The 26,242-nt window shown below is 36.3% G+C and carries 27 protein-coding genes; 17 read left to right on the forward strand and 10 right to left on the reverse strand.

The window, feature by feature from the left end; genetic code table 11:
* Positions 1 to 153 precede the first annotated feature (153 nt).
* The 16 genes from BLS33_RS02280 to BLS33_RS02355 all read left to right on the forward strand — a co-directional run bounded on the left by BLS33_RS02280 (position 154) and on the right by BLS33_RS02355 (position 15,092).
* On the forward strand, positions 154 to 792 hold the full coding sequence (locus BLS33_RS02280; protein WP_089884846.1) for a hypothetical protein: 639 nt from the start codon (positions 154 to 156) through the stop codon (positions 790 to 792).
* Between the two features lie 451 nt (positions 793 to 1,243).
* Positions 1,244 to 1,510, forward strand: coding sequence for a SemiSWEET family sugar transporter (locus tag BLS33_RS02285; protein WP_089884848.1), 267 nt, complete (start codon positions 1,244 to 1,246; stop codon positions 1,508 to 1,510).
* Between the two features lie 881 nt (positions 1,511 to 2,391).
* Positions 2,392 to 3,249: an SDR family oxidoreductase gene (locus BLS33_RS02295; RefSeq protein ID WP_089886173.1), complete on the forward strand. Its 858-nt coding sequence runs from the start codon at positions 2,392 to 2,394 to the stop codon at positions 3,247 to 3,249.
* Positions 3,250 to 3,269: 20 nt separating this feature from the next.
* A complete protein-coding gene (locus BLS33_RS02300; protein ID WP_089884851.1) occupies positions 3,270 to 3,710 on the forward strand; it encodes a response regulator in 441 nt (146 codons plus the stop codon).
* 487 nt (positions 3,711 to 4,197) lie between these two features.
* Entirely contained in the window at positions 4,198 to 5,973 is a 1,776-nt protein-coding gene (locus BLS33_RS02305) for an alpha-amylase family glycosyl hydrolase (RefSeq protein ID WP_089884853.1), read from the forward strand.
* Positions 5,974 to 6,008: 35 nt separating this feature from the next.
* A complete protein-coding gene (locus BLS33_RS02310; RefSeq protein ID WP_089884855.1) occupies positions 6,009 to 7,838 on the forward strand; it encodes an FAD/NAD(P)-binding protein in 1,830 nt (609 codons plus the stop codon).
* Positions 7,839 to 8,181: 343 nt separating this feature from the next.
* The gene (locus BLS33_RS25390; protein WP_394330892.1) at positions 8,182 to 8,409 is read left to right on the forward strand and encodes a hypothetical protein; all 228 of its coding nucleotides are present in this window, start codon (positions 8,182 to 8,184) and stop codon (positions 8,407 to 8,409) included.
* On the forward strand, positions 8,321 to 8,557 hold the full coding sequence (locus BLS33_RS25395; protein WP_394330893.1) for an integrase core domain-containing protein: 237 nt from the start codon (positions 8,321 to 8,323) through the stop codon (positions 8,555 to 8,557). The genes BLS33_RS25390 and BLS33_RS25395 overlap by 89 nt, the downstream gene beginning before the upstream one ends.
* Positions 8,558 to 8,647: 90 nt before the next feature.
* Positions 8,648 to 8,896: a hypothetical protein gene (locus BLS33_RS02320; RefSeq protein ID WP_089884859.1), complete on the forward strand. Its 249-nt coding sequence runs from the start codon at positions 8,648 to 8,650 to the stop codon at positions 8,894 to 8,896.
* A 325-nt stretch (positions 8,897 to 9,221) separates the two neighbouring features.
* Positions 9,222 to 9,695, forward strand: a complete 474-nt coding sequence (locus BLS33_RS02325; protein ID WP_089884861.1) for a GNAT family N-acetyltransferase — start codon at positions 9,222 to 9,224, stop codon at positions 9,693 to 9,695.
* Between the two features lie 41 nt (positions 9,696 to 9,736).
* Positions 9,737 to 10,312 (forward strand): Crp/Fnr family transcriptional regulator, encoded by a 576-nt coding sequence (locus BLS33_RS02330; RefSeq protein ID WP_089884863.1) that lies wholly within the window; start codon positions 9,737 to 9,739, stop codon positions 10,310 to 10,312.
* Between the two features lie 150 nt (positions 10,313 to 10,462).
* Positions 10,463 to 10,876: a RidA family protein gene (locus tag BLS33_RS02335; RefSeq protein ID WP_089884865.1), complete on the forward strand. Its 414-nt coding sequence runs from the start codon at positions 10,463 to 10,465 to the stop codon at positions 10,874 to 10,876.
* Positions 10,877 to 10,881: 5 nt separating this feature from the next.
* Positions 10,882 to 11,679, forward strand: a complete 798-nt coding sequence (locus BLS33_RS02340) for a DJ-1/PfpI family protein (protein WP_089884867.1) — start codon at positions 10,882 to 10,884, stop codon at positions 11,677 to 11,679.
* Positions 11,680 to 11,862: 183 nt separating this feature from the next.
* Positions 11,863 to 12,369, forward strand: a complete 507-nt coding sequence (locus tag BLS33_RS02345; protein ID WP_245731248.1) for a GNAT family N-acetyltransferase — start codon at positions 11,863 to 11,865, stop codon at positions 12,367 to 12,369.
* Between the two features lie 454 nt (positions 12,370 to 12,823).
* Entirely contained in the window at positions 12,824 to 13,255 is a 432-nt protein-coding gene (locus BLS33_RS02350; RefSeq protein ID WP_089884869.1) for a PH domain-containing protein, read from the forward strand.
* Positions 13,256 to 13,664: 409 nt separating this feature from the next.
* Positions 13,665 to 15,092 (forward strand): GH39 family glycosyl hydrolase, encoded by a 1,428-nt coding sequence (locus BLS33_RS02355; RefSeq protein ID WP_089884871.1) that lies wholly within the window; start codon positions 13,665 to 13,667, stop codon positions 15,090 to 15,092.
* Between the two features lie 135 nt (positions 15,093 to 15,227).
* Here the strand turns inward: BLS33_RS02355 and BLS33_RS02360 are convergent, their stop codons facing one another.
* Positions 15,228 to 16,937, reverse strand: coding sequence for a potassium channel family protein (locus tag BLS33_RS02360; protein WP_089884873.1), 1,710 nt, complete (start codon positions 16,935 to 16,937; stop codon positions 15,228 to 15,230).
* Between the two features lie 328 nt (positions 16,938 to 17,265).
* Between BLS33_RS02360 and BLS33_RS02365 the strand changes: the two genes are divergently transcribed.
* Positions 17,266 to 17,976 (forward strand): SGNH/GDSL hydrolase family protein, encoded by a 711-nt coding sequence (locus BLS33_RS02365; protein WP_089884875.1) that lies wholly within the window; start codon positions 17,266 to 17,268, stop codon positions 17,974 to 17,976.
* 315 nt (positions 17,977 to 18,291) lie between these two features.
* Here BLS33_RS02365 and BLS33_RS02370 read toward each other — a convergent pair whose 3' ends face one another.
* The 9 genes from BLS33_RS02370 to BLS33_RS02410 all read right to left on the reverse strand — a co-directional run bounded on the left by BLS33_RS02370 (position 18,292) and on the right by BLS33_RS02410 (position 26,159).
* Positions 18,292 to 19,020, reverse strand: a complete 729-nt coding sequence (locus tag BLS33_RS02370; protein WP_089884877.1) for a siderophore-interacting protein — start codon at positions 19,018 to 19,020, stop codon at positions 18,292 to 18,294.
* Positions 19,021 to 19,117: 97 nt separating this feature from the next.
* On the reverse strand, positions 19,118 to 19,972 hold the full coding sequence (locus BLS33_RS02375) for an SDR family oxidoreductase (RefSeq protein WP_089884879.1): 855 nt from the start codon (positions 19,970 to 19,972) through the stop codon (positions 19,118 to 19,120).
* Positions 19,973 to 20,204: 232 nt separating this feature from the next.
* Positions 20,205 to 20,840 carry a ferric reductase-like transmembrane domain-containing protein gene (locus tag BLS33_RS02380; protein ID WP_089884881.1) on the reverse strand — a complete coding sequence of 212 codons (636 nt, stop codon included), beginning with the start codon at positions 20,838 to 20,840 and terminating at the stop codon, positions 20,205 to 20,207.
* A 1-nt stretch (position 20,841) separates the two neighbouring features.
* Positions 20,842 to 21,036, reverse strand: coding sequence for a hypothetical protein (locus BLS33_RS02385; RefSeq protein WP_089884883.1), 195 nt, complete (start codon positions 21,034 to 21,036; stop codon positions 20,842 to 20,844).
* The gene (locus BLS33_RS02390) at positions 21,033 to 22,454 is read right to left on the reverse strand and encodes an alkyl/aryl-sulfatase (protein WP_089884885.1); all 1,422 of its coding nucleotides are present in this window, start codon (positions 22,452 to 22,454) and stop codon (positions 21,033 to 21,035) included. The genes BLS33_RS02385 and BLS33_RS02390 overlap by 4 nt, the downstream gene beginning before the upstream one ends.
* 219 nt (positions 22,455 to 22,673) lie before the next feature.
* Positions 22,674 to 23,303, reverse strand: a complete 630-nt coding sequence (locus tag BLS33_RS02395) for an O-methyltransferase (protein WP_089884887.1) — start codon at positions 23,301 to 23,303, stop codon at positions 22,674 to 22,676.
* Positions 23,304 to 23,375: 72 nt separating this feature from the next.
* Positions 23,376 to 24,338, reverse strand: coding sequence for an MBL fold metallo-hydrolase (locus tag BLS33_RS02400; protein WP_176801303.1), 963 nt, complete (start codon positions 24,336 to 24,338; stop codon positions 23,376 to 23,378).
* 406 nt (positions 24,339 to 24,744) lie between these two features.
* Complete coding sequence (locus BLS33_RS02405; RefSeq protein ID WP_143017559.1) at positions 24,745 to 25,194, reverse strand: MoaF-related domain-containing protein; 450 nt, start codon at positions 25,192 to 25,194, stop codon at positions 24,745 to 24,747.
* A 98-nt stretch (positions 25,195 to 25,292) separates the two neighbouring features.
* Entirely contained in the window at positions 25,293 to 26,159 is an 867-nt protein-coding gene (locus tag BLS33_RS02410) for a helix-turn-helix transcriptional regulator (RefSeq protein ID WP_317039832.1), read from the reverse strand.
* Positions 26,160 to 26,242: the final 83 nt, after the last annotated feature.

Genomic DNA, 26,242 nt, shown 5'->3' on the forward strand with positions numbered 1-26,242 from the left:
ACCCGAATAATCATCGATAAAACGACCTTCAAGAAGCAACAGACCAGAATTAGGATTATAGAAACCTATTTCTCAAATCTTTAGATTTATTTTATTCAATCTATACAGGCTTTTCTGTAAAAGCATCTTTTTACTAATAAAATATTTGGAGTTATGTTTAAAACGAAAGAAATACGATGGTTCTTCAAAGAGGCAAATAAACCTATTAAAATGTGGTTTGAAAGCCTTGAATTGGGTTCCCCCGATAAACGTGAAGATATATATTTATCTTTGAAAAACGACAGCCTCAGTGTGAAGCTCAGAGGCCGAGAAATAGAGGTCAAACAGCGTATCGGTGTGCGCTCAAAAGGTTGTCTGAATTCCAATGCATGGGGCTCTTTTGAGAATTGGATCAAATGGAGTTTTGAAGCAGATACTAACGATAAACTTTTGTCGAAGGTAATCCAAGGTAAGTACGAAAGATGGATATCAATTTCCAAAGAAAGGATGGCTGTACAGATAACCAAAAGCAACGGCAATACAAGACTGTTTTCTTCTTCACAAATAGTTGAAGAAGGTTGTCAACTAGAATACTCTAAACTTAGCGTGCAAGGCGAGACATGGTACACCTTCGGACTGGAATGGTTCGGCGCAACCTGCATTGAACTCAATTCCTCCCTGATTTCCAAAATTTTGTGCGATTCAGAACTCAACTTAAATCAGTCAATGGGCTATCCAGCTTTTCTCTCGGAACATATTCATCTGAAGAGCAGCTTGACTGCTACCCACTTAGATTTTAGAGCCGATTCGTAGAAAATTAAGCTACAGTACTACCTCTGGATTTTACGGTGAGTATTTAAGTATATCAAAGCAATAAAAAAGTCTTCAGATTAAATTAAAAAGCAGCAATTCCCAAAAAAAATATGTGCTACAATCTATTATATATAAAACCAATACCATTTGTTCTTTGACGGATTAGAATAACTATGAGGTAACCCTCTCCACCCAAAGATTCCAAACAACGATATCGCTATAATTTCCACAGTTTAATTTGAAAATGAAAAGGATTTTAACAATAAAATTAACGTTACCTATTGGAGCTTTTACACAAAAAATCAAATGAACAAAGATTTCAGCTATATGAGATATAATTAAAAATTCACAAGCAGTAAACTCTAGTATAAACGCATTAAGTTTGTTGTGATAATTGGAACTAAACGACAATTACACTAAACAAAATCATCGATAAATAATTCGATAGTTTATGGAGTTTGAAGAAATTATTGGAACACTCGCTGGTATTTTTACCACAGTGGCGGCCTTACCCCAAATTATCAAAGCCTGGAAATCCAGAAAAGTGGATGATGTTTCCCCTAAAATGTTTTTTATTATAACTATTGGTGTATTGCTTTGGACCCTGTATGGAATTTTAAAATCAGACTTACCAATAATAATTACAAATGGTATTTCAGCACTCTTAAATATTCTCATGCTGTTTTTAATATTTAGGTATCGCAAAAACACAGCCTGATGTAGAAAAACATCGGTTAAATCTTCTGTGCAAAACGTATTATTGACTAAAACCTTCCAGAAGGTAGTTGAATATTTACCCTTATGATTTCCTGATTTCCACCATAATATAGGGTTCGTTTCTAAAAACACTGTAGCACCTCTCTACTTCACGAAAGCAAGCGAGATCTTTCAACTTATGGATGACGAAAGATGTAAATCAAGATTAGTTTAAATGACTATCCAAATACCTCCATTAGCCATCGATGAATATCACAATAAGTGAATTCACATCCCGTTGAGCCCAGATAATACAATTACATAGGTAAGATAATGATTGCTTCTAATTTGCAATAGCCAAATATCCATCTGTGCCGCTAAAATGTATAACGTTCAACTTCAATGCAATTGAGCAAATATGTATGAAGCACCCACCATAATTTTATAGATGAAAATATGTTCAACTAAAAATATAATATCATGTTATCTAAATATCGGAAATGCATAGAAGCTTGTCAACAATGCTTTACGGATTGCCAAAACTGCTTGATTCAAATGAGTGGAAAGGAAAGTATGAATGATTGCCCCTCATGTTGTGTTCAGTGTATCGATGCTTGTTTAGTCTGTATTAAGCTTATGATTGCGGATAGTCCCTTTTCCAAACGATACGCTGCCCTTTGCGCTGAAATGTGCGAATGGTGTGCGGAGCAGTGCCAGGCACATGACCATGAGCACTGTAAATCCTGTGCTGCGTCATGCTTAGCTTGTGCAGAGGAATGTAGGAAAATAGCGGCTTAAATTTCAATTAAATTAAGGGTACTTCTTTCCCATATTACACACTGATGATAGTCGTACCTAAATAAATTTGAATTCACAGATTAAGAAACTTAACACAATATGACGATGGAAAATATAAAAGTTAAAGAGAGCGAAGCGCAAACTAGGCAACCTGGAGATCAATTTAAAATGAACCCCGAACCACTAACCATTAGAAAAAATTATAGGGGTAGCAATAAGTTAACGGGCAAAGTAGCTTTTGTTACTGGGGGCGATAGTGGTATCGGTAAGAGTGCCGCAATACATTTCGCCCGAGAAGGTGCAAATGTTGCAATAGTATATTTAAACGAAGATAAAGATGCGGAAGCAACCGAAAATGAAATTAAAGCTGAAGGTGTTAAATGCCTACTGTTAAAAGGTGATATCAAGGATGAGGAATTTTGTAAACGCGCTATAAATAAGACTATTGCTCATTTTGGAAAATTGAACATCTTGGTCAACAACGCAGCGATGCAATTTCCGACCGAAGCTATCGAGAATATTACTTCAGAAAATTTGCATAAAACTTTTGTTACCAATATTTATGCTTATTTCTATATAGCAAAGGCCGCAATCTCTCATCTGCAAAAGGGTGACACCATAATTAATACCACCTCAGTAACTGCATACCGTGGTTCTGAACATTTAATTGATTATGCAAGCACCAAAGGTGCTATCGTTTCCTTTACTCGAAGTTTATCAAAATCATTAGCCCCTAAAAATATTAGGGTTAATGCCGTGGCACCCGGACCTATTTGGACACCCTTAATACCTGCTACATTCAGTGGTGATGATTTGGAAAATTTCGGAAAAGATGTGCCACTGGGCAGGCCAGGGCAACCCTCGGAAGTTGGGCCTGCTTATGTTTTCTTGGCGAGCGAAGACAGTAGTTATATGACCGGGCAAGTAATACATATCAATGGCGGTGAAATAATTGGAGGTTAAATTAATAAGGATAGAATACGATGGAAGAAAATGAAGAATTATTAATTTATATGGCAGAAGATGATGAGGACGATCAGAAAATATTTACTGATGCCATATCGGCAATTGATAAGAATAGTAACGTTACACTATTTAACAACGGTGACGAGCTCATAACAATTTTGAAGAGTACTAATAAATTACCTAATATAATTTTTTTAGATCTCTTGATGCCCAAAAAGAATGGTGAAGAATGTTTAATTGAAATACGCGATAACGCTAAGTTTAAAAACGTGCCAATCGTGGTCTATTCAAACGTTTATGATATTGAAAAGATTTCGAGTTTATTTGAAATGGGCGCAAACCGTTACTTACATAAACCATATTCATTCGATATTCTTATGAAAGCATTGGATAGGACCATTAATTCAATTAGGAGTAATAGTTTGGGGGGTACAGCTATTATCAATTATGCGGATTAACATTCACATATCGAATTATTCAGGCAGTAGCATTAGCAATTAAAGTGTGTGATTAGAGGAAATAGCAGCGGAAACATACCCCTGCTATTTCCTTAAATGTTAACTATTTACACCTCAAGAAGAAATATGTGACTAGGTATTGACTAAATAACCTTCAATAATATTCAATAATCTTAAACCATTGTAATGTATCTTCAAATTGTAAATCTTTGCTACCGATTATTACGAAAGATATAAACTTTCTCTAGCAGATGATGATTGAAAATTTATGAATAAATGAATCCTAATACTGTTGTAAGGAATACGTCCACAAAAAATCACCAGTAACTCAGCCAGTAGGCACATCATAATATCTTACATACTTGCAGTCAACCCTTTCGGGGCAAACAAATTACTTTTTGAGTTATTTATACCAATGCCATATTGGAGGCCGTATTTAAATCGACATTAAATTTGACATCAAATTAATAAGTTAATAAATATGTCTATGGAAAATACGATTGTCAAATCAGCGGGAATGGGTGCTGTGCTTAAAGAAGGGCATACCACATTTAGGGTCTGGGCTCCCCATGCGGAAAGAATCTTTGTGATTGGGGATTTTAATGATTGGAAGGAAGATGATCTCGAATTAGAGCATGAAGAAAACGGATATTGGTCGACAACTACGGAGAAGGCCAAGGAGGGGCATGAATATAAATATTTAATTCATAATGGTGAAATGAGGTTGCAACGTAATGACCCATATGCTTTTGAAGTAACTAACAGTAATGGCAACTCGGTTATCAAAACCCTTGATTTTGATTGGGAAGGCGACGATTTTCAAATTCCAGCATGGAACAGCCTAGTTATTTACGAATTACATGTTGGCACCTTTAATCGAAAAGATCCTGATACAGTCGGAACGTTTGAAGATGTAATTGAAAAGTTACCATATTTAAAAAATCTTGGTATAAACTGCATTGAGCTTCTTCCCGTGGCAGAATTCGCAGGAGCAATTTCTTGGGGTTATAACCCTGCACACCCTTTTGCGATTGAACAAGACTATGGTGGGCCGGAAGGCCTGGCAAAACTTGTTAAAGAGGCGCATAAGGCCGGTATTGCCGTAATAATGGATGTTGTATATAATCACTTCGGACCATCGGATGTAGATTTATGGCAATTTGATGGCTGGAGCGAGAACGACAAAGGGGGAATCTATTTCTATAACGATCATCGTAGGGAAACGCCCTGGGGCGATACCCGCCCAGACTATGGAAGACAAGAGGTAAGACAATACCTGCGCGACAATGCACTAATGTGGATTGAAAAATACCGTTGCGACGGATTACGATTGGATGCCACGTCGTACATACGCTTCGAAGACGGAGGACTCGGGGAAGACAACGCCATCGAGGAAGGCAATCAGATGATGCGCGAAATCAATACCGAACTGCAGGAGAAATATCCGCATGTTCTCACTATTGCCGAAGATCTTAAAGGACATGACTTTGTAACCAATACCATTGAATCGGGCGGCATTGGGTATGGCTCACAATGGGATATGAATTTCGTACATCCAGTTAGGGAGGCGCTCATAGATACGCATGATGATACACGGGATCTACAGAAAATTGTTGATGCTTTAGAACATAGCTATAGCGGAGATGCTTTTAGGCGGGTCATCTATACCGAATCACACGATGAAGTTGCCAATGGCAAAGCTAGGGTACCCGAAGAAATTCAACCAGGTGATGCTGAAAGTGTGTTTGCCAAGAAGCGTGCTTTGCTGGGCATAATCCTCACGCTAACAGCACCGGGAATACCAATGCTTTTTCAGGGGCAGGAATTTATAGAGGACGAATATTTCCAAGACACGGAGGCTTTAGATTGGAAAAAACAAAAACGTCTCAAAGGAATTACGGAGCTAGTAGGAAGCATTATCAAGCTTCGCACAGGGGAAAATGCCGGCGCCACAGGGCTACGGGAACAAGAAACGGAAATAGTTCATTTCAACCCAGAAACTAAAATATTGGCCTACCATCGCGGTAGTGACGTGATGGTTATCTTAAATTTTTGCCATGTCGATTACGAAGATTACGGAATAGGAATCGAAAGCAGTGATTGGCAGTTGTATTTAAATAGTACGGACAAAAAATACGATGATTCCCTATCCGATTTAGATGTCGATGCTATGGAAGTCGCAGCGATTCCAACGGATAATAAGGCGGTGACAAGTAAGATTAACATACCGGGATACGCAGCATTGATATTCATAAGGAATTGATTTTCCGTTGCAAACATAATTAATTTGGTAGGCTAATGGTAAATGAAGTGAAACAGGAAAAAACAAAACTTGCGATTATTGGTTCTGGTGCGACTGCTATCTACTTTTTAAAGCATCTAAGCGATGCACAGGATTTTGTCCAAACGAGTGTGGAAAGTATTACCATATTTGAGAAGTCGGATACGCTGGGCATGGGCATGCCTTATAATCCAGCAACTACAGATATTTATAATATGTCCAATATTTCGTCCGAAGAGATTACCGAACTTATGGAATCTTTTGGCGATTGGCTTCGCTTACAAGATGATGAAACCCTAAGGGCATTAAATATTTTCGAAAGGCCAATTAAAGATTCCGAAGTTTATAGTAGGATTGCTTTGGGAAAATACCTGCACTCACAGTATTGTACATTGATTGGCAAATTAAGAGAATCAAACTTGACAGTTGTAGAGTTGCCTAGAACCGAAATCATTGATATAAAACCAAAGGGAGTAAATTTAGAGATTATAGCGACCGGTTCGGGTAAAGAAACCTTACTATTTAACAAGGTAGTAATAGCGACGGGACATTATTGGAACGAAGATGACAAGCCGAACAAGGGATATTATGCCTCTCCCTGGCCAATTCATAAGCTTCTTCCTAAAGAAAATTCCCTGTTCAATTTCACTGTTGGAACATTGGGCGCTTCATTAAGTGCATTTGATGTGGTTTCATCGCTCGCACATCGCCACGGGAAATTCGTGCAGTACAAAAATGGGCTACGTTTTGATAAATACGAGAATGCTCAAGACTTTAAATTGGTCATGCATTCAGCTGAGGGCTGGCTTCCCCACCTACAATATGAGCAACGAAATGCCATGCGGGAAATTTATCGCCATACCGATAGAGAACAAATTATGTCAATTGTGGATGAGATGGGGTTTCTAAGTTTAAAAACCTATTTCGATACCATCTGCCGAGCTGCACTTATAGAAGCATTTACGAAGGATAATATTCCATCGATTGTGGAACAACTAAAAAATCCCACGATTGGTTTTGAGAAGTTTGTGGACATGATGTCCGAGCGCCATGAGTACTTTGACTCTTTTGAGGGGATGCGAAAGGAATTGGTCGGGGCAAAAATATCGGTAGAACAGAATCGACCAATTCATTGGAAGGAGACATTGGACGACTTAATGTATTGCTTGAATTTTCACGCCGAGCTACTACCCGCAGAAGATTATTTATTTTTGAAGAAGAAGGTCATGCCATTCCTAATGAACGTAATTGCAGCCCTACCTTTATCATCAGCGCATATACTTCTGGCATTGGAGGAAGCTGGGTGTATAGACATGGTAGCGGGCAGAGTAACTGTTATGGATGAAGACGGTAACGGAAATAAAACGGTAATAGAAATAGAGGAAAATGACGGGAATTTTAAAAAATACGAATATAATCTTTTTATTAATTGCGCCGGTCAGAAAGATATCGGATTAGAAAATTATCCTTTTAAATCATTGATAGAAAATAATATGGTTAGAAAAGCAAGGGCCAAATTTAATTCTGTAATTGCCATTGACCAATTGGATAGTGGCCATTCAGAGCGGGAGGTCTTTGTCCGCGGTTGTGATACTTTTCTTTATACGGGAGGTATTGACATCGATGCGGCCTATCGAATAATTGATAAAGATGGAAATGCTAACGAGAAGATTCACGATATTACCTTTACACACACTGCTGGGTGCCGACCATATTCCTATGGTTTACAAGCATGTAATGCCACAAGTAAAATTTTAGTTGATTCTTGGCAGGAGCATACTAAGGGCCATTTACGGGGAGATATAGAAATGGTTAGCCAACTATATGAAGAAAATGCCGATCTGTAACTATGAAGTAATCACTTGAGCTCGCTATCAAAACGTTGGAGCGTTAAAAACTACTTGTGAAAGAATATAATCATACCAAACCTCATGAAGTCGTTACATAAAGACTTTTTAGAAGTGAACCCGAAAATAGGTAGGAACCAGCTATTCTATATCCTGATAGAAAATGAACTGCTCGTAAAAAAAAATATGCTTCCAGAACCACCAATTCGTATCACAGGTTCCACACGTATGGTAACATCATAAAAGACTTGAAGATAGATAGGTCCGATCAGGTTTAAGCCTCTGACATAACCTATGCGGATTCTGTTATCTAGCCCCCATAACGGATATATGTTCACGCAAGATCGTTGGATATGACCCGAGCGATAACCCGGAACTCAATGGGTGCCTTAGCGCTCTTAACAAAACCATTTACAACGCCAAGAACACCGACCGGCTTATCCATCATTCGGACAGGGGTATTCAATACTGTAACACGGATATTGAAAAGAAAGAAAATAGAAATCTGTATGACCGAAGAAAACTATTGTTACGAAAACGCGATGGCAGAAAGTGTCAACGGAATACTTAAAGAAGAATTCTATCTCAACCAGACCTTTACCAGTGCGGTTCACACCAAGAAAGCGACCAAAAACGCAATCAAATTGTATAACAACAACAGATTACATTTATCTTTAGAGTATAAAACACCTAATTACGTGCACCAATATACCGCTTAAAAACAATTATTAATCTGTAGCCGTATTTTAGGATGTAACATTTGAGAAAAAAATCCATCAAATCGATAAAAAGTATATAATATTAGAAAAATGGAAAAAGAGGAATTCGCAGATTCAACTAACGAGGAGTTACTTAAAGAAAAAAAGAAAATACAACATAACAAAATAGCAAATGCAACACTTATTGGCGTCTGTATAGGCATTTTTGTATTTAGTACAATTAAGAACGGATTTGGTTTTTTTGCGTTCTTCCCATTACTTCTAACCTATCCGTTTATAAAAAACGCAAAAAAAATCAAAGTATTAGAGGAAGAATTAAAATCTCGAAACATAGAATAAAGTTGGTAAATGGATTTCGAAAAATTCCAACAAATCAGAAGTGGGAATATAGAAACGGAATCGTTACATGGAAGAAAACGGCTAACAACACAACATAAATATAATGCAGACTTTAAGGCAAAAACAAAAGGTCTGTTTATATTTATAAAGTCACTAAATTGAATATTTCGCTGACGCGTAATTTTTAATTTAACTTTAAACAAGAAAAAGAGAAAAATCAAAACAATTAGAAATAGCTATGTGCGCCGGGGAAAGGAAACGCCTACGCACTCCCGCACTACTCATAGCTCGGGCACCCGCATCAATTTAAGAAACTTGAACTAAATTGGAGATTGTAGAAAAATACAAAAACGAATATCTGATTTCAACTGACAACAACAAATTGGACATTTCATTGATTCACAATTTTTTGAACAACGAATCTGGGTGGAGTAATGGAATTTCATTGGATAAAGTAAAAAAGTCAATAAATAACTCCTTGAATTTCGGAATTTACCTTGACTCAAAATTAATTGGTTATGCAAGAGTCATCTCTGACTTTTCTACTATCGCATATCTAGGAGATATTTTTATTTTAAAAGAATATCGAGGACTTGGGTTGAGCAAATGGCTTATGGAAACAATTATGGAACATAACCATTTACAAGATTTAAGACGATGGATTCTATTGACAAGCACAGCGGAATGGCTCTATGTAAAATACGGATTTACTAAACTACACAAACCCGAAATATATATGGAAAAATTTGATCCTAATGTTTACCAGAATAAAGAAAAAACCAATTCCGACAATGTTTAAGCGTTGTCAATAATTCATAAAATCGAACACCTTAACCAAAGATGAATGAATTAAAAATATATTTGGAAGCATTAATCTCTTTTACAGAAAGTGAAATGGAAGTTTTCATTTCATTGTTTTCTGAAATGCAACTCACAAAGAACGATTATTTTGCCAAAGAAGGAGAATTTTCATCAAAATTAGCTTTTGTTTCAAATGGAGTATTACGGGCATTTTTTCGCAATAAAACGGGAAATGAATACAACAAAACATTTTTTACACCTTCAAATTTTGTAGCAGCATATTCATCAATAACCACGAAGAAAAAAAATTTAATTAATATTCAATGTCTAACCGACTGCACGCTTTTGGTTGCTGATTTCAGACAACTCACTTCACTTTATAAAGATTACCCGAAATTTGAAAGTCTTGCACGAATTATAGCAGAATACAAGTTTTCGATAAAAGAGAAACGTGAAATTGAACTTGTAACTCTCGAAGCAAAAGAGCGCTACAAAATCTTCAAAAAAGACCACCCGAATTTAGAAATCCTGATCAACCAATACCATATTGCCTCCTACCTCGGTATTACCCCAACACAATTAAGCAGAATTAGAAGCCAAAATAGTAAGCGCTAGTTTTCTTTACATATGTAAATGTATACATGTGTAGGTTACTCTTTCTTTGTTGTATCATTTAAAATATGATATGATAAGGAGAATAATTTTGCCGTCAATACCCCTATTATTGACTGATTGCTCTACTAAAAAATAATAAAAAACAATGTTATGAATCAAGACGAAAATACGTTTATCAATCCTACTGGGTTATTCAATCCTAAAGACAATGGCTTTTCACATATCGTCAAAATCCCCGAAGGACGAAAGCTTTATTATTTTTCAGGCCAATGGGCTTCCGATACTAGCGGTAAATTGATTTCCGAAGATTTTGAAGAACAAGTAAGTCAAACTGTTTCCAATGTTAAAACGGCTCTAGAAGCGGTAGGGTTATCAATAAATGATGTGGTGAAACAAACAGTTTACATAGTAGACTTCACACTAGAGAAAAAGCAGATTCTCATTGATGTCGCATCCAAAGAATGGAGGGTTAAAAATTTTCCAGCCAGCACTATTGTCCCGTTACCGTTACTTGCAACTGCACCAAACTGTTTAATAGAAATTGAAATTGTTGCAACTAAGTAAAAGAAATGAAAACAATAATTTTTTGTACTACAATAGCAATGATATCTAGCATTACCCTTTCTGCACAAAACAAGAAAATACTGTTTGTAATGAGTGCAGCGGACACCTTAGAACTTAATAACGGACGGAAACTACGACAAACCGGTGTTTTTCTCAATGAGTTCTATTTAGCCTATAAAGCTGTCACGGAAAATGGATTTGTCGTTGATTTTGCCACACCAAATGGAATTGTCGCGACCATTGATGAAGAAAGTATTAATGAAAAATATTGGAAAGACCGTTTAAAGGTCAAGAATGAAGCAGTTGCATTTGTAAAGAAAGACCGTTCGTTTAATAACCCAATGACACTAGAGAAAGCCATTGAAAATAAAGCTGACTACACAGGTTTAATTATTCCAGGAGGGCAAGGTTTAATGATAGATTTAATGGAGAATAAAAGCATCCCATTTTTGTTAAAGCATTTTGCAATAAAAAACAAACCTACAGGACTCATTTGTCACGCACCCAGTCTCATTTTGACCATACCAGAAGAAGAGAACCCATATTTTGGTTTTAAAGTCAATTCAGTTTCACCATTCGAAGAATTTGTCATTGAGCGCTTCATTATGAAAGGAAGACCGGAAAATAGAAAAATAGCCAAAAAATTAAAAAGACTGGGGCTCAAATATAAATGCGGTCTGCCAAAAGCAAACTTTGCAATTAAGGACAGAAATTTAGTAACCAGTCAAAATCCTTTTTCAGGAAGTGCATTTAATAAACTGTACTTAGAAGCACTAACTGAATATTTGGATGAGGGACTTTAACACAAACCGCCCGAAATACGCTCCCCGACAGGCCACCCGTGGATTTTATGCCCAGATTTGAAGACGAATCAAGATTCGACATAAAATACAATAGTAATAACTCCCCCTTTCCCTTAAACCGGACAATTTATAACGAGAGAAATCAGGGCGAATAAATGTTTAACTTTAAACAACTATTTGGTTATGAACCTATCAAAGGCTATTGTAAAACAAAAAATAGACTTCACAATGAATAGAATTAATTTTAGACCTGCAGAAATAAATGACTTGCCGACTTTGTATGAATTTGAACAAGGAATTATATCGGCGGAACGCCCCTATGACCCTACATTAAAAATTGAGCATATCAATTATTATGATATCAGGGCTATGATTGAATCAAATGATACGGAAGTAATCGTTGCATTATGTAATAATGAAATTATTGCTTCTGGGTATGTTAAGATAAATAATGCTAAACCGTATTTAAAATTTAATAAATATGGATATATAGGGTTCATGTATGTCAAACCCGAATATCGGGGCAAAGGAATTAGTCGAAAAGTTATTGAAAAATTGAAACTTTGGGCACAATCAAGGAATTTAAATGAATTACGTTTAGATGTTTATGAAGATAATAGCAAAGCGGTTTCAGCATACGAAAAATTTGGATTTAAAAAACATCTGGTAGAAATGAGAATAGAAATCTAAAAAAAAATAAAAACGATACTCAATAAAGAACTGAGCAAAAACTAATAACATTCAGGGCCATCTACCCACATCATTTCTGTCGTAATCAAATCGTGATATTCCATAGGCTTGTTTGAACCACTCGTTATAACTCGTAATCAGCGCAATTTTCATGCTTTTCTCATTGCAACTCCCCTTTACCCAAGTGCCCAACATTGTGGCTTGGCGACACTAACACTAAACTATATTGGAAAAGATGGTTACGAAACAAGATACCCGGGATGCACTCACAAAATCAAAGAACTCAGGCAACAAACTTTTTTGCTAACTTGTACAACAGGCAGAAATGTAAAGGCATCTCCCTATTCACCCCTATTTTGAAAATTCCTATTGAAATTCAAGTTTGGTGTGTATTTGTAAAAAATTGATGTTAATACAAGCAACTTTACATGTCCGAACCCTATAGTTAAAAAAAATGAAATTCGAAAGTAGAAAAGACATATTCTTTAGTTCTGTAATTCTTGGAATAAGTGTATTTCTAACTGCAATTATGGTTTCCCATATTGTTAACGGAAAAATCGAAACGGAAGGTTATTGGCCCCCAATCCTTTTATTTAGTGTTATTGCACTTCTACTCTGGCTCTATTTCGGAACCAATTATGAATTATCAAAAAAAGACGGATTGATTTATAGAAGCGGTCCTTTTAATGGAAAAATAAACGCGGACAGAATAACGGAGGTGATAAAAGGAAAAACGCTTTGGGTGGGATTCAGACCTGCGACAGCAAGAAAAGGTTTAATCATCAAATATGACAAATACAACGAATTGTATATAACACCGAAAACTAACGAAGCATTTATTAATAAATTATTAGAGTTAAATAAAGCTATAAAAATATCTGAATAATGGTTCTGCTTACGGGTAAAACTTGCCCCCCTATCACAGGGTTGGTAACTCTTGTAACAGCGGACTTAAATAAATGCGAAATATTCAACTTTTGCTGTATACAAGAAAAAAGAATCTTCCATCCGTGCGGTAAGGCTAGTTCGCGAGGCTTTTAATCTTAAAATTGATTACAAATTAAAACTTCGGTGCTGTGTTGCCACTCTCTTCTTTCCTTTGTGACTACTCCCGCAGACAAAGTGTTATCATGAAATAATATGAATCCGTTCTTCATACCATACATGTACAGCTCAACGAAGTAGCTTGGTTGATGATAAGTATGTAAAATCTTCTGTGAATCTATATAATTATTCTAAGTGCGAAAAAATTGTAACTTCGATTTTTTTCTACCGTAAAAGTTATCGAAAAACCCATGAACACAATCAATAGTATTAAATCAGCATGCTTTGGTATTTTTTTATTTTTAGGATTAATAGCTGGAAATACATTACTCGCTCAAAGCAATGACAATGTAATATTGCCTGAGTTTACGGTAGATTTATCCAAAACCATAGGAAGTTTTAAACCCTTGAACGGGGTTAACGGCGGTCCGAGAGTTAGATTGGGAAATGCATTTGATAATAGCGAATATTTCAAAACCTTCGGCCCTCCGCATATACGCCTTCATGATACTCGATATTCCGATGAAGAAACAGTTGATATTCACACCATCTTTCCAAACTTTGATGCCAATGAAAATGACCCGGCAAACTATCATTTTCAAAAAACAGACATTTATATAAAGTCGATCTTGGATCTTGGCGCAAAAGTAATATTTAGGCTGGGTGAAAGTATTGAGCATGGTGAGCCAAAATTTTACATCCATCCTCCAGCCGATTTTGAAAAATGGGCGCGCATTTGTTCCCGGATAGTGCAGCACTATAATATGGGCTGGGCCAAAGGTTTTAATTGGGATATTCAATATTGGGAAGTTTGGAATGAGCCGGACATCGCAGATTGCTGGTCAGGAACTCAAGAACAGTATCTTCAATTATATGAAATAACGGCCAAGACCTTAAAAAAACTCGATGCCAACCTAAAAGTTGGAGGTCCTACAATCGCCTTTAACATGGACAGTGAGCTTGGCGAGGCTTTCCTTAAACATTGCAAAAACACCAATTCTCCTTTAGACTTTGTTTCCTATCATATCTATAGTAAAAGTACGGACGACTTCATGAAAAGAATAGAAATATCGAACGCTACCATACGAAAACATGGATTTAAAGATGCGGAAATCAGTCTGTCCGAATGGAATTATGTACCATCTTGGTCTGGCAAAACCAGAGTCGAATCACGAGATGGATTGGCCCAAACAATGGCCGCCCCTGGGTCAGCCTTTACCGTCGCAGTTTTATCTTATATGCAAGATACAGAACTGGATATGGCACAATACTATTCCGCTTTTGGAACTATATTTCGTTTTGGCCTTTTTGATAGATCAGGAGTACCCAAAAAAGCAATTCATGCATTGGAAGCCTATCTTAAAATGGTACAATTGGGCACACGGGTTTCTACTTCAGGAAATAAACAGGAAACGGGTGTTTCCATTATTGCATCTACTGAATTAAGTGAAGGAAAAACAGCGGTTTTGTTAAGCAATTTCGAAGATGATGCCTCTCGATATAAACTACGGATCAAGAATGCCACTTTTAAAAATGAATTAAAGTGTAGCGAATATTTATTAGACGATAATCACAATTTAGACTTGGACCGCGAACAAATATTGAGCAGTAAAGATTTCAGCGTGGTTGTGGACTTGCCCAAATCGTCTGTTAGATTACTTCTTTTTGAATCTCTATAAACAATCGAAAAATATAAAACCCCTTACGTTACTTTTGACCCGTTGCAAAATAGGTTATCAACATCAAATTTTTTAGCATAATTCAACCGAAAGACCAAAAGCCAACCTTCCGAAAAACTTTCCACAAAAATCTTATCAAATAACATTACCATATATTTCATTGAATTTATGTCTCATTTCAATGTTGCCAAGCATGACTATTTCAGCACCTTGGGGAAGTATGGTATTTGCCGATAACAGTGTTACAACTTCAGAATTTTCCTTTATCGCGATGACCGATAATCCTGTTTTGGCGCCTATTCCCGATTCTGCCAGTGATTTACCCTCTAATTGCCGTGGTATAGGTGTACTAAATAACGTAATACCTTCACCAAGTACCGTTAGTTCTTGACCCTTAGAAATAGAGAGAACCGCTTCAGAACCCAATGTGGAATAGCTCAAAACAAAGTTAGCTCCTGCCCTATGAATAATATCAATATTTCGAGCCTCCGATATCCGGCTCACTATTCTCAATTCCTTATTTAATTGACGACAATAGGATGCAAGATAAATATTCATGGTGTCATCATTGGTAGATAATAAGATTGAAGGAGCTTCCAATATTCCTGCCTTTTTTAGCAGTTCGTAATCTGAGGCCCGCCCAGGGAATACTTTATTACAAAAATGACGTGCTCTCTCGCATATCTCTGGATCTTTATCTATTAAATTCACCATTATACCATTTTTATGCAGTGATTCCGCCGCCGCTAGCCCTACCCTACCCCCTCCTATTAAAAGCACTGGATTGGGGTTTATATTGTAATCTTGGAAGAGCTCATCGATACTTCGCAGTTGATGCTTATTTCCTATTATGACCAAAACACTTTCAAACGTTAATTTTTCGTTACTACGCACTGGTTTCAATCTACCCCTTTCGTTAATTGCCACAATACTAACTCCGAATTTTTGTCTCAATCCGGCTTCTTTGATTGTCTTTGAAACCAAAGGCGTATTGAGAACCGGCAATTCTGCGATCAATAAATCTTCGTACTGTCCTATTGGTTGAGATTTTGCATGTCGCGCATTTACCCTGTTGGCCAATTGCTCCCCAAGCCATCTTTTCACAGGCAATACATGATCAGCACCACTCAATTCTTGTACATCGACCGATTCATCATCAGTCGCAATAGCAACAATAGGTATGGTAGGAGCTATTTCCCTTATGGTGAGGATAATCTTGGTGTTTAAAAAGTCATTTGTATTGACAACAACCAGTTTAGCATCCTTAATATTGGCCAGAATAAAGGTTTCCTTATCATCCAATTCACCAAATAGTACAGGTATATGGTCTTCATGATTTTCTAGCGCTATTGCCAGATCGTTTTCGATAATATAATAAGGGGTCTTCTCTTGTTTTAAGCGTTCGGTCAGGTCTCTTGCTATGACATCATAAGCACATAATAAAATATGGTCTTTTGTCCTGAAAGGAACTTGTCGGGGAACCTTGTTCTTGTTCTGGGACTCTAAAAGAGGAACATAAAAATGCCTTATAAAAGCAAAAGGCAATACGATCAATAACATTACAATTCCAGAAAGTAAAACTACAATGCTGAAAATACGGCCGATATCAGATTCAAATGTGATATCTCCAAAACCAAGGGTGCTCATCACAGTAAGCGTCCAGTAAAGACCCGTAACCCAAGAATGATCAATGCCTTCGACCTTTACCATAATAATATGGAAAAGGATAGAATAAATTAAGATGACAATCCCTAAAAGAACCAAATACCTGATCAGTACCTTGGTGTTTCTTCTAAAGTCTCTTTCATTCAGATAATATGCTAACTGACTACCAACAAATTTCATAATTCGTTTATCTAAAGAATGTTTCTGATTTAGATGCTTACCGTATACAATTTACGCTATGTTTCTCTTAAATCAAGAAGGAAGTTTTGATTACCCCCCCTTGAAACATCTAAAATATACAGAATATAAATTATGGCAATGCGAGACGTTAGCGCAAAAGGTTTAAACTCAAAGTGCCCACAGAACTTTTCAAAGGAAACCACTCCAAAAGACAAATTGCATTAACTTACACAATACTATTCAGCACAATCTATGTTGGTACTAAGAATTATGCCCGGAAGAATATAATGAACACCCGTGAAAGCGACTTATAAACAGACGATGAACTATGAGAAAAATTTGTTTTATTTTACTTACGCTATTCCTATCATGTCAAACAAATGAAAAGAATAAGATTGCAAATCCTTCCAATTATTTAAATGATATAAAGACAGAACTTAAAAAGGAATGGCCTAACAATAGAACTATAAATTTAGTGTTTCATGGACATTCTGTTCCCGCAGGATACTTTAAAACTCCAATTGTAAACACTTTAGAATCATACCCTTATCAATTACTGAAAGAATTAAAAACAATTTATCCGTATGCTGTAATTAATATCATAAATACCTCTATCGGCGGAGAAAACTCAATAAGCGGTGAAAAAAGATTTAAATCGGATGTATTAATTCATAAGCCAGATATCGTTTTTATTGATTACGCTTTGAATGATAGGGCAATAGGACTTGATAAATCTTTTAAAGCTTGGAATCTTATGATCGATAAAGCCTTGAAGGAAAATATAAAGGTATTACTATTAACACCTTCCCCCGATCAAAGAATTAATATACTTCAACCTGATAATGAATTGCAGCAATATGCAGAACAGATTAAACGATTATCGGAAGAAAAGGGAATTGGATTAATTGATAGTTATCAACTGTTCAAAAACCAAGTTGTTTCAGGTGACAGTATTTCAAACTATATGTCACAAGTCAATCACCCAAATAAAAAGGGTCATCAATTAATTAGCAATGAAATTATCAAGTATTTTAAATAATACCTGTCCCCTATAGTTTGTCATTGTACGGTAAAGGGATATCCTTTGCAAAGTTAAAGGCACATCGTTTACACTTTTTGTCAATTATGGATTGTTTGAATAAAACATTTGTTCATGCCTTGTAAAGCACAATATAATTTTACCGAATCTTTGAAGTTATAAGGCGTATCAAATCATTAGCCGATACAAAAATTCCGGTATCGAAGGATTATAAAATAATAGATTGCCAAACAGCCAGCCTATTTTGCAGTGATCAGAACTAAAGAAATAGCGACCCCAAATGCGCAATGATTTATAATTACATTTCTATTCGTTTTATTCAAGACCTCTTTTGTCCGGATTCCAAAATGGTTTAATTTTTAACTGTTTGGTCTCCCAATGGAGCTCTTTTCTAAGATATTTGCTTACCGCTACACAAATTCTACTATCTCCACCGATGTACGCCATTTTCTTACCTTTCATTTGGGGTACTATTTCTTTTACCTTGGAAATAATATCCTGGTACGGATTTGAAGGCATTTCATAAAAATCAAATGGTGTTGTGCCATCAATTTCCGGGAATAGTTCACCTTTGTTCTGGCTATATAAGATACTTTCCACTTTCCGGTCTTTAGCAAGGTTGCGATTAATCATATACAAATGAGATAGTGCCGATAAATCACCAATCATAAGGTAACTATCCGCCGAATCATCCACTAAGAAATTACCCTTCTTCCACTTGTGGTAAACTTTGTCACCAGGTTTACAGTCCGTTGCCCATTTGGCACCAATACCGCCACTGTGCGTAGCTACCGCAAGGTCTAAATAACCTTCAGGTTTATTGATGTTCCAAACACTGTAACTTCTTATTTTCTCTTTTAAGGACAGGTCTTCATCGTTTAACCCAGCTCCCACGCGTAGAAAGTAACCTGGTATAAAGTCTACTTTAGATATACTATCGCCTTTTAAACGAATTTTCCAAACAGCCTCAGAAAGTCTTGTTTTCTCTTCAACAATTGTTTCTTGAAGTACAACTTTCTTTAATATATTATCAATAAACCCCATTTTGTCAATTTCCTCAAAATATTAATGATCATTATGCTATTAAATAAAATCGGCTTTCAAGTGTTCTCGACTTTTCTTATTGAATGGAAAAAGTCAACTATATGTTAGCATTTTTAATCTCCTGTATCATGTCTAGTGGTGTTTTGTGCGGTCTACCAGTTGCCTTTTCAAAATCAGAACTTACATCGTTCGCACCTATCTTAATCCCTTCATAGATACCAGCTATTATTGTTCCCAAAAAATCGCCCAAGGCTTGTTTTCTTTCATTCTCATAAGCTTCAACGGACATTGGATAATAGGTCAGATTTGTACCATACACCTGATTGATAAGGTGGGCCAATTCTACTTGGGTAATTGCGTTACCTACAAGATTATAAACTTTATTTTGGTTGTTTTCATCAAGGAGAAGTTGCGCATAGGCATACCCCAATTCCTCTCTGCTGGTATACGCACATTTACCGTCTCCAGCACAATTTTTAATCCCTCCCTCTTTTACATAGTTATCGATATACTCAAGATCTGGCTCTATATATATTCCATTTCTACCAATAACCCATTGAAGGCCCGATTCTTGGATATCTTTTTCGGTCTGGCGATTGCTCTTTACTACGGGGCTAAATGCCGTACGATCCTCGTTGCCGACTATACTAGTGTATACAATTTTTTGTACCCCATTTTGCTTTGCAGCATCAATAACATTTCTATGCTGTTGAATTCTTTTTTGGGGTTCATCCATCCCCGAAACCAAAAGAACAGCATCAATACCTTGCAAAGCCTTATCAAAATCTTGACGCTTGTTGTAGTCTCCTTGTCTGATTTCTACTCCGAGATGTTTTGCTTTTTCAGGTGTTCGTGCAATTCCAATTATATTCTCGTTTCCAATTTCCTGAATGAGATGTTTTGTAATTGAAGCACCTAATTTTCCACTTGCCGATGTTACCGCTATTTTCATAATATTAAAAAATTTACTAAAATGACTATATTATTGTGTATTAAGATATGTTTAAAGTACCGTAACCATTAAAACAATGCCTCCAAAAAATTCCAGTGCACTTATCAATTGGCACAGGAATTTCTACTAAACCAAATTCGATAAAGTGATGTTAAGGTTTTGTCCTAAATAATTTGCCCTCTACGAATACGAAAAACGTTGTTAATATAATCTTGAATATTGTCATTCTTATTTAGGCATGTGTCGTACTAATTTTTCTATTCTTTCTAATTGCAATGAACTTTGTCTTTATAAATGGTATCCTAATGATAAAGCCCAAGCCTACTATTACAGCGTATACAACCCATGTTTTATCTAAAATAGCCACATGCAATAGACTTAGGAAGATGGCTATATAAGCCAGACTTTGCAACTTTTTCCACTTTGCTTTTAGCAATTTCATTGCTTTTCTATTTGAAGTGAAAAATAGGGGAATCAAGATTAAAATAGCAATAAATCCCGCTATATAATTTACTTGGGTAAATGTTTCTACAAATCCCTCTGCCCATATAAATAGAATAAAGTGAAGGAAACTCCAGACAGCTGTAGCAATTCCCATAGCTTGCCGAACAAATAGATTATTGACACCAAAAAGGATAAAAAAAGGTGTACAGGTTAGTACAGCAGTCATCCATCGAATGGCAAATTCTCCTGAGATATGATATACCATTTCTAAAGGCGTTTTGCCTTCGCCACCTGTGCCTTCGATTAACGTCATGGAAAAACCATTGGAAAAATCAACCTGAACCATGTTTCCCAAAATAAATAATGGAAATATTGCCAGAATAGCCACCAACACCCAGCCATAATTTCTTTTTAAAAACGCCATTTTAGCTAAGATTTAATTGCTTCAATTCTTTTTCAAGTTTTTCGGCTCTTACTTTATACTTTTCTATAGCTTTTTTCATCTGACCAATTTTGTTAAAAGCCTCTTCATTCTGAACGGCTTCGTAAATTGTGTTACCCCCTTTTTCTTTTATTCTTGACTTGCTGCCACAGGTTGGGCAATTTGTTACTTGACTCATAGTTCTATATTTTTCTCCAATTCATAAGAATAAGAGAGATAGTAATTTCTTGCGGGGGCATTTATTTGTTGTGCGGCCAAGGCTCTTAATAACTTTATCTTAACCTCAGTGACTGTTGATTTTTTATAGTCTGTTTGAAGTAAATAGTCGGCCAATTGCAATCCCCATTGATACTCACCTTCGGTAAACGCCTTATTCAGTTGCTTAAACATCGTCTCCTCCCCTCCTGCGAGTTCGATCATATGTGTCGCCAATTGTGATGAAGAAAGGGGGTAAAGATTTGTAGGGTTTCCATCGAACCAACCTACATAATGGAGAAATATCGAACGTACCCCCCACGGCACAGAACCATAAAACTCCTGTAAGTTCGGTTGACTTAATAGTGAGTCTGACAACCTAACCTTGTCTACCGTTTGTTGAAGTGTATATCCCTCATTCATGGCGTCTATTGTTTGCTGGTAGACACTTAAAATCGCCGTTGCATAGTTTTTTAGATTACGATGAACAATTGATTTTCCCGTAAGTGGACGGGTATGACCCGGTACGAGGTACTCTACATGATAAGTACTCATTTTTTGTATGGATTCACCCCATGCTTTGACATCCCTATATTGTGAACCGCGAATGGCATAAAGGTTTGGAAAAGATTTGTAATAATTATCTCCCGTAAATAATGTTTTCAAACCAGGAATCCACACAAAGAGCTCGTCATTTGTTTCCCCATCGGCGGCATGCAGTTCGAAATCTAGACCCGCGAGCGTAACAGACATAGCTTCTTTAAATAGAGTATTCGGTTCAATATAGCCTTTTCCCGCCCTGTCGGTTGAAGTAATACCAGGGGCCACACCTCTATTAATGATATCTTTAGCTGGTAAATCCCGTCCAAATTGTCGTGCGTTTCTCCGCTTAAGAATGGGCTCTACCGGTGATCGTTCCTCAAGCTCATCTTTAAATCCCTCGCGCGCAATGATCTTAACGTTTTTGTTATCGCCAACAAATGCAGAGGTACCACCTGTATGATCTAAATGGCCATGGGTGTAAATAAGAGCCTTTACCGGTTTACTACTTATCTTGCGGAATTCTTCCGCCACCTTTTCCGCTGCCCCTAAGGCACGAAGGGCATCTATAATCACCACTCCTTGTTCCCCAATAACCATTGAAGCATTTGAACCGTCATATCCCACTGCCACATAAACCTTTTCATTTAGTTTGATAATCTCAGGAATAAATTCAGCGCTTTGGGCTTTTAATTTGGTAATATTCGGATGCTCTTGTTCTCCATTTGTGTTTTCTTCAGGGAGATTTTGACATGCCTGTAACAAGATAATAGCGAACAGTAGAATACTGCCTCTAGTTAATTGGTATCTTTTAGCTTCACTAGCTTTTTTAAGCTCTTTTTGATTTTTATATTTTCTCATTGCTATTAGATTATTGTTATCGCTTTATTGACATAACCTCTTAAAAAGGTTATGGTTGACTAATGTGACTTTGTCTCTTACAAAACTACCACCATTCCAATGCTTATGAAAGGTAAATATTTAACCTAAAATGGTTAATCTGAGACCACTTTTTTGAGATTCGCTAATGCCGTCTAGGTGCAAACGCTCATATGCCTTAGCATGTGTACAACTGTTCACTCACTTTTTAATTTCGATCAGCACAACTTTACCTCCAAATTGAGGTTGTAAATGATACTTCTGATTTTGATTAATCACATTTAAAAATGCCCTAACATCGTCCATTTCTGCATTATCAACATAAACAAATGTATTGGCATGAAAATTAGACTCCAACATTTCGAACAAAGGCAAATACAAATCTTTCCAACCATCCAACACCAACAAATCTATAGGCTCATCATGATTTTTCAATGTCTCTAAGGCATCCCCAATTTTAACTTCAATAACTTTGGTTACTCCTGCTTTTTTAAAATTTTCAATAGCTCTTTGCGCTTTCGATTCAATCAATTCAGTAGTGATAATATGCCCCCCTGTTTCCATTGCACCTTTTGCTAAGAATAAGGTAGATATGCCGAATGAGGACCCAAATTCAACAATATTCTTGACATTATTATCGATTATAAGTTGGCTCAAACCTTCACCCTGCTCTTTGGAAATAGAAAGGAATGCATCTTTAAAATCCATTGGTCTCATCGGTCTGAACATGCTTTTTGCAAGGCCTTTCATTATGTTGATTTGGTCGTGCTTAGCTTCATTATACAATTCACTTAGTATACTTACTATCTTTTCTTGCTGTTGAGATATCATATTTCATCTTATTAAAGAAAGAAATACCGATATGAACCGATATTCCTTATTGCTAATCATCAATTTGGAGTTTTAGAACCAATCTGCTCCAGAATCACCCGGAAAAAACGCATCTGGCAGTGATAAGAAAAGTCCGCCATCCTTGTATGCAGGGTATAACAACTGAAGTTCATCTATTACTTCTTGATGGGTGGTTGCGGTACCTCCTCCGGTCATGGTTTGAGTTCCTTTGATAATGCCTTGTGCATTCTGTAGGTAATCTATGTTTTCATCAATTACAGTTGCCACATCAGCACGTGAACCATTATGACCTACAAATAGGTGATTATAATCTGAAAAATTAGTTTTCAACACATTTAATCCAGCTATCCAATTAGCTATTTCGTCTTCACCTTCATTAGGTGTATATTCCCTTAAGTAAGGGTGGGAAAGGTTATAAACGAGGTCTCCGGAAAACACTATTTTATGTTCTTCATTATAGAAATAGCCATTTTCTCCAGTTTCGGCGTTAGACACTTTATCAAAAGTAAATGTCAGCCCTCCAATTTCTTGAGAACCACTAACACCAATGACATTATTGGGATACATACTAGTAAAGTCAGCTGTATTGTTTAACTGGTCTGCAACTGTGCTTTCGGCATAAAAATCCAGATCCGTGAAATTTACAGCACCTCCATAATGATCGCCGTGATTGTGGGTTATGATTACGGCTCCTGGCTTATTAATAGCATTTACATAGGTTTCCAACTCATCGGCAAATACCGGTGCCGGCCCTAAATCGACCAATACAATATTGGCTTCGGTTTCAACAATCGTTACGGTGTACGGCGCCGAATCAAAATCGATAGTGTGGTATCTTACCGTATTTTCCGTAATTACATTCACCACACCAGTAGTAATCAATGTATTGGATGGTGCCTCTTCAAATTGTACCACTAGGGGCATTGATTCATCGTCGTCATCATTGCTACATGAAACAAATAAGGCCGTCGCGAAGATTGCTAGAAGCCAAAAATTTGATTTAAAATAATTCATAGTTTTCATTTTTAAGGTTTATTTATTTAATACTGCAAAGATGAAGTGATTCGTCCTTATGAATTTTATCAAAACGATCCTAAAAATGGTAAAAATGGAACCAATAGCCGTAGTTGTCATTAAACTTGAGTGGGGAAGTGTTCGTGTATTTAATAAGAAATTGAAGACGTTTGCCGATTTCTAAATTTTGTGGTGAAATATATCTTTTTAAACAAAGAACATAATACCAGCAGATAAAAGTTCATGTGCTGCAACTTGGAATATGAATACTCATACGTATTCAAACAAAAAAAATCTGATAAAGATTGTAAGATCTTCATCAGATTAATTATGCATACCTAATAAATCACCACGCACAGCATTTATAGTATTCATCTAATACTGATGGGTGAAATTAATTTGGAAATTATTCCGCTCTTTTTAAATGATCGATAATTCCACTACTAAATACCGTTTTCAGCTTTCTTTCAGGCTTGTTTTCATAACCGATTATAATAGAACTGTGTACAAGCATTTTTTCAAAATCTAAAACCACGGTCAAATAATCCTTTTTATCCGTTTCGTGCCAATTGATTAAATATTGCTCATTACCGATTTTCTGGGAACGATATGGAATATCCTTGTTTCCATTCCCTTTGGCCGGTCCGGCAACCCATTCATATTTGGCCATGCCATTGTAAAACTCAAAATGTATGGCTGTACCATTTTGATACTGGAAATTCAATGAATAACCATCTAAAAAATGTTCAGGTTGACCGAACTGGAAATTATTTTCTTCCGCTGTTTTGCTTTGTGCCAAGCTAAGTTCAACACTGATGAGTGTAAGACAAATAAATGCAACCAATTTTGTTTTCATTTTCTTTATTTTTAAAGTTCGGTACAAATTTGGAACAATATTGAATATTCTGGTAGGTCAATCTTCGGAAAATAATGGTAAATATGGAACCAAAGCCACTATAAATCAGCTTTAAACTGTTTTGGGGTGGCGCCAGTCTGCTTTTTGAAGAATTTGGTAAAATTTGTTACTTCATCGAAACCCACTGCGTATCCGATTTCCTTTAAGCTGTAATTCGAACTTGCAATGGCTCTTTTTGTCTCAAGGATCACAAAATCATCAATAAAATGTTTGGCAGTATTTAATGTGAATTCTTTGACTATTCGATTTAAATGTTTTGTAGAAATCGATAGCATCTCCGCATAGTCTTTTACATTTCGGGTGGCGGTATACTTTTCTTGCACCAAATTTTTAAATTCTAAAAATAGTGGATAATATTTACTTTGTTTTGGCGGTTCAGTGGTCTGTGAAAGACGTTCTAACCTAAGTAAATATAATTCAAGCATTGCGGCAACAATATTCTTTTGCGCATAGGTGTCTTCCGATGCAAGTTCAATCATTAGCTGTTCAATAAACGGTTCATTAAAATTGATTTCATGAACGGCAGCTGTAGAAATATGGTAATTGTAAAGATGGGAAATAAACTCAATAGATGATTTCGAAAAATAATTCAGAACAAATTCTTCCGTAAACACGATAAGGAATCCGTCATAATTTGCATTTTCTTCAAAGGCATGTACCTGACCTTTCGCTATTTTTAATGCAGTACCTTTTCTTAACGAATACTCTTTTAGGTCAATGTAGTGACTTCCAATGCCTTCTGTTACAATCAACAATGCAAAAAAGCTTAACCTATGCGGTTTATTGGGATTATGGTCTAAGCCTGCCTTTATTTTAGCGAATAATTCCTGCAGATTAAGAAATTCGAACTCCTTTTCGTTTTTTTCGCTTTCGAATGATATGATAGGAATAGTATTCAGATCGATACTTTTTTTAGAGTCTTATATGGTTCGACTAAGATACAGCTATAATTGATGACTTTTTTTTGCTTATCTGAATCATGATCTAT

Origin of the sequence: Kriegella aquimaris (assembly GCF_900103215.1) — a bacterium.
GTDB lineage: Bacteria > Bacteroidota > Bacteroidia > Flavobacteriales > Flavobacteriaceae > Kriegella > Kriegella aquimaris.

Bases quoted from the DNA above. Each gene is read 5' to 3' on its own strand.
- BLS33_RS02295 (WP_089886173.1), top strand. From the start codon at position 2,392: ATGGAAAATATAAAAGTTAAAGAGAGCGAAGCGCAAACTAGGCAACCT.
- BLS33_RS02395 (WP_089884887.1), bottom strand. From the start codon at position 23,303: ATGATATCTCAACAGCAAGAAAAGATAGTAAGTATACTAAGTGAATTG.
- BLS33_RS02360 (WP_089884873.1), bottom strand. From the start codon at position 16,937: ATGAAATTTGTTGGTAGTCAGTTAGCATATTATCTGAATGAAAGAGAC.
- BLS33_RS02310 (WP_089884855.1), top strand. From the start codon at position 6,009: ATGGTAAATGAAGTGAAACAGGAAAAAACAAAACTTGCGATTATTGGT.
- BLS33_RS02400 (WP_176801303.1), bottom strand. From the start codon at position 24,338: ATGAATTATTTTAAATCAAATTTTTGGCTTCTAGCAATCTTCGCGACG.
- BLS33_RS02345 (WP_245731248.1), top strand. From the start codon at position 11,863: ATGAACCTATCAAAGGCTATTGTAAAACAAAAAATAGACTTCACAATG.
- BLS33_RS02390 (WP_089884885.1), bottom strand. From the start codon at position 22,454: ATGAGAAAATATAAAAATCAAAAAGAGCTTAAAAAAGCTAGTGAAGCT.
- BLS33_RS02375 (WP_089884879.1), bottom strand. From the start codon at position 19,972: ATGAAAATAGCGGTAACATCGGCAAGTGGAAAATTAGGTGCTTCAATT.
- BLS33_RS02340 (WP_089884867.1), top strand. From the start codon at position 10,882: ATGAAAACAATAATTTTTTGTACTACAATAGCAATGATATCTAGCATT.
- BLS33_RS02285 (WP_089884848.1), top strand. From the start codon at position 1,244: ATGGAGTTTGAAGAAATTATTGGAACACTCGCTGGTATTTTTACCACA.
- BLS33_RS02355 (WP_089884871.1), top strand. From the start codon at position 13,665: ATGAACACAATCAATAGTATTAAATCAGCATGCTTTGGTATTTTTTTA.
- BLS33_RS02305 (WP_089884853.1), top strand. From the start codon at position 4,198: ATGGAAAATACGATTGTCAAATCAGCGGGAATGGGTGCTGTGCTTAAA.
- BLS33_RS02300 (WP_089884851.1), top strand. From the start codon at position 3,270: ATGGAAGAAAATGAAGAATTATTAATTTATATGGCAGAAGATGATGAG.
- BLS33_RS02370 (WP_089884877.1), bottom strand. From the start codon at position 19,020: ATGGGGTTTATTGATAATATATTAAAGAAAGTTGTACTTCAAGAAACA.
- BLS33_RS02280 (WP_089884846.1), top strand. From the start codon at position 154: ATGTTTAAAACGAAAGAAATACGATGGTTCTTCAAAGAGGCAAATAAA.
- BLS33_RS02330 (WP_089884863.1), top strand. From the start codon at position 9,737: ATGAATGAATTAAAAATATATTTGGAAGCATTAATCTCTTTTACAGAA.
- BLS33_RS02405 (WP_143017559.1), bottom strand. From the start codon at position 25,194: ATGAAAACAAAATTGGTTGCATTTATTTGTCTTACACTCATCAGTGTT.
- BLS33_RS02320 (WP_089884859.1), top strand. From the start codon at position 8,648: ATGGAAAAAGAGGAATTCGCAGATTCAACTAACGAGGAGTTACTTAAA.
- BLS33_RS02335 (WP_089884865.1), top strand. From the start codon at position 10,463: ATGAATCAAGACGAAAATACGTTTATCAATCCTACTGGGTTATTCAAT.
- BLS33_RS02350 (WP_089884869.1), top strand. From the start codon at position 12,824: ATGAAATTCGAAAGTAGAAAAGACATATTCTTTAGTTCTGTAATTCTT.
- BLS33_RS02365 (WP_089884875.1), top strand. From the start codon at position 17,266: ATGAGAAAAATTTGTTTTATTTTACTTACGCTATTCCTATCATGTCAA.
- BLS33_RS02385 (WP_089884883.1), bottom strand. From the start codon at position 21,036: ATGAGTCAAGTAACAAATTGCCCAACCTGTGGCAGCAAGTCAAGAATA.
- BLS33_RS02380 (WP_089884881.1), bottom strand. From the start codon at position 20,840: ATGGCGTTTTTAAAAAGAAATTATGGCTGGGTGTTGGTGGCTATTCTG.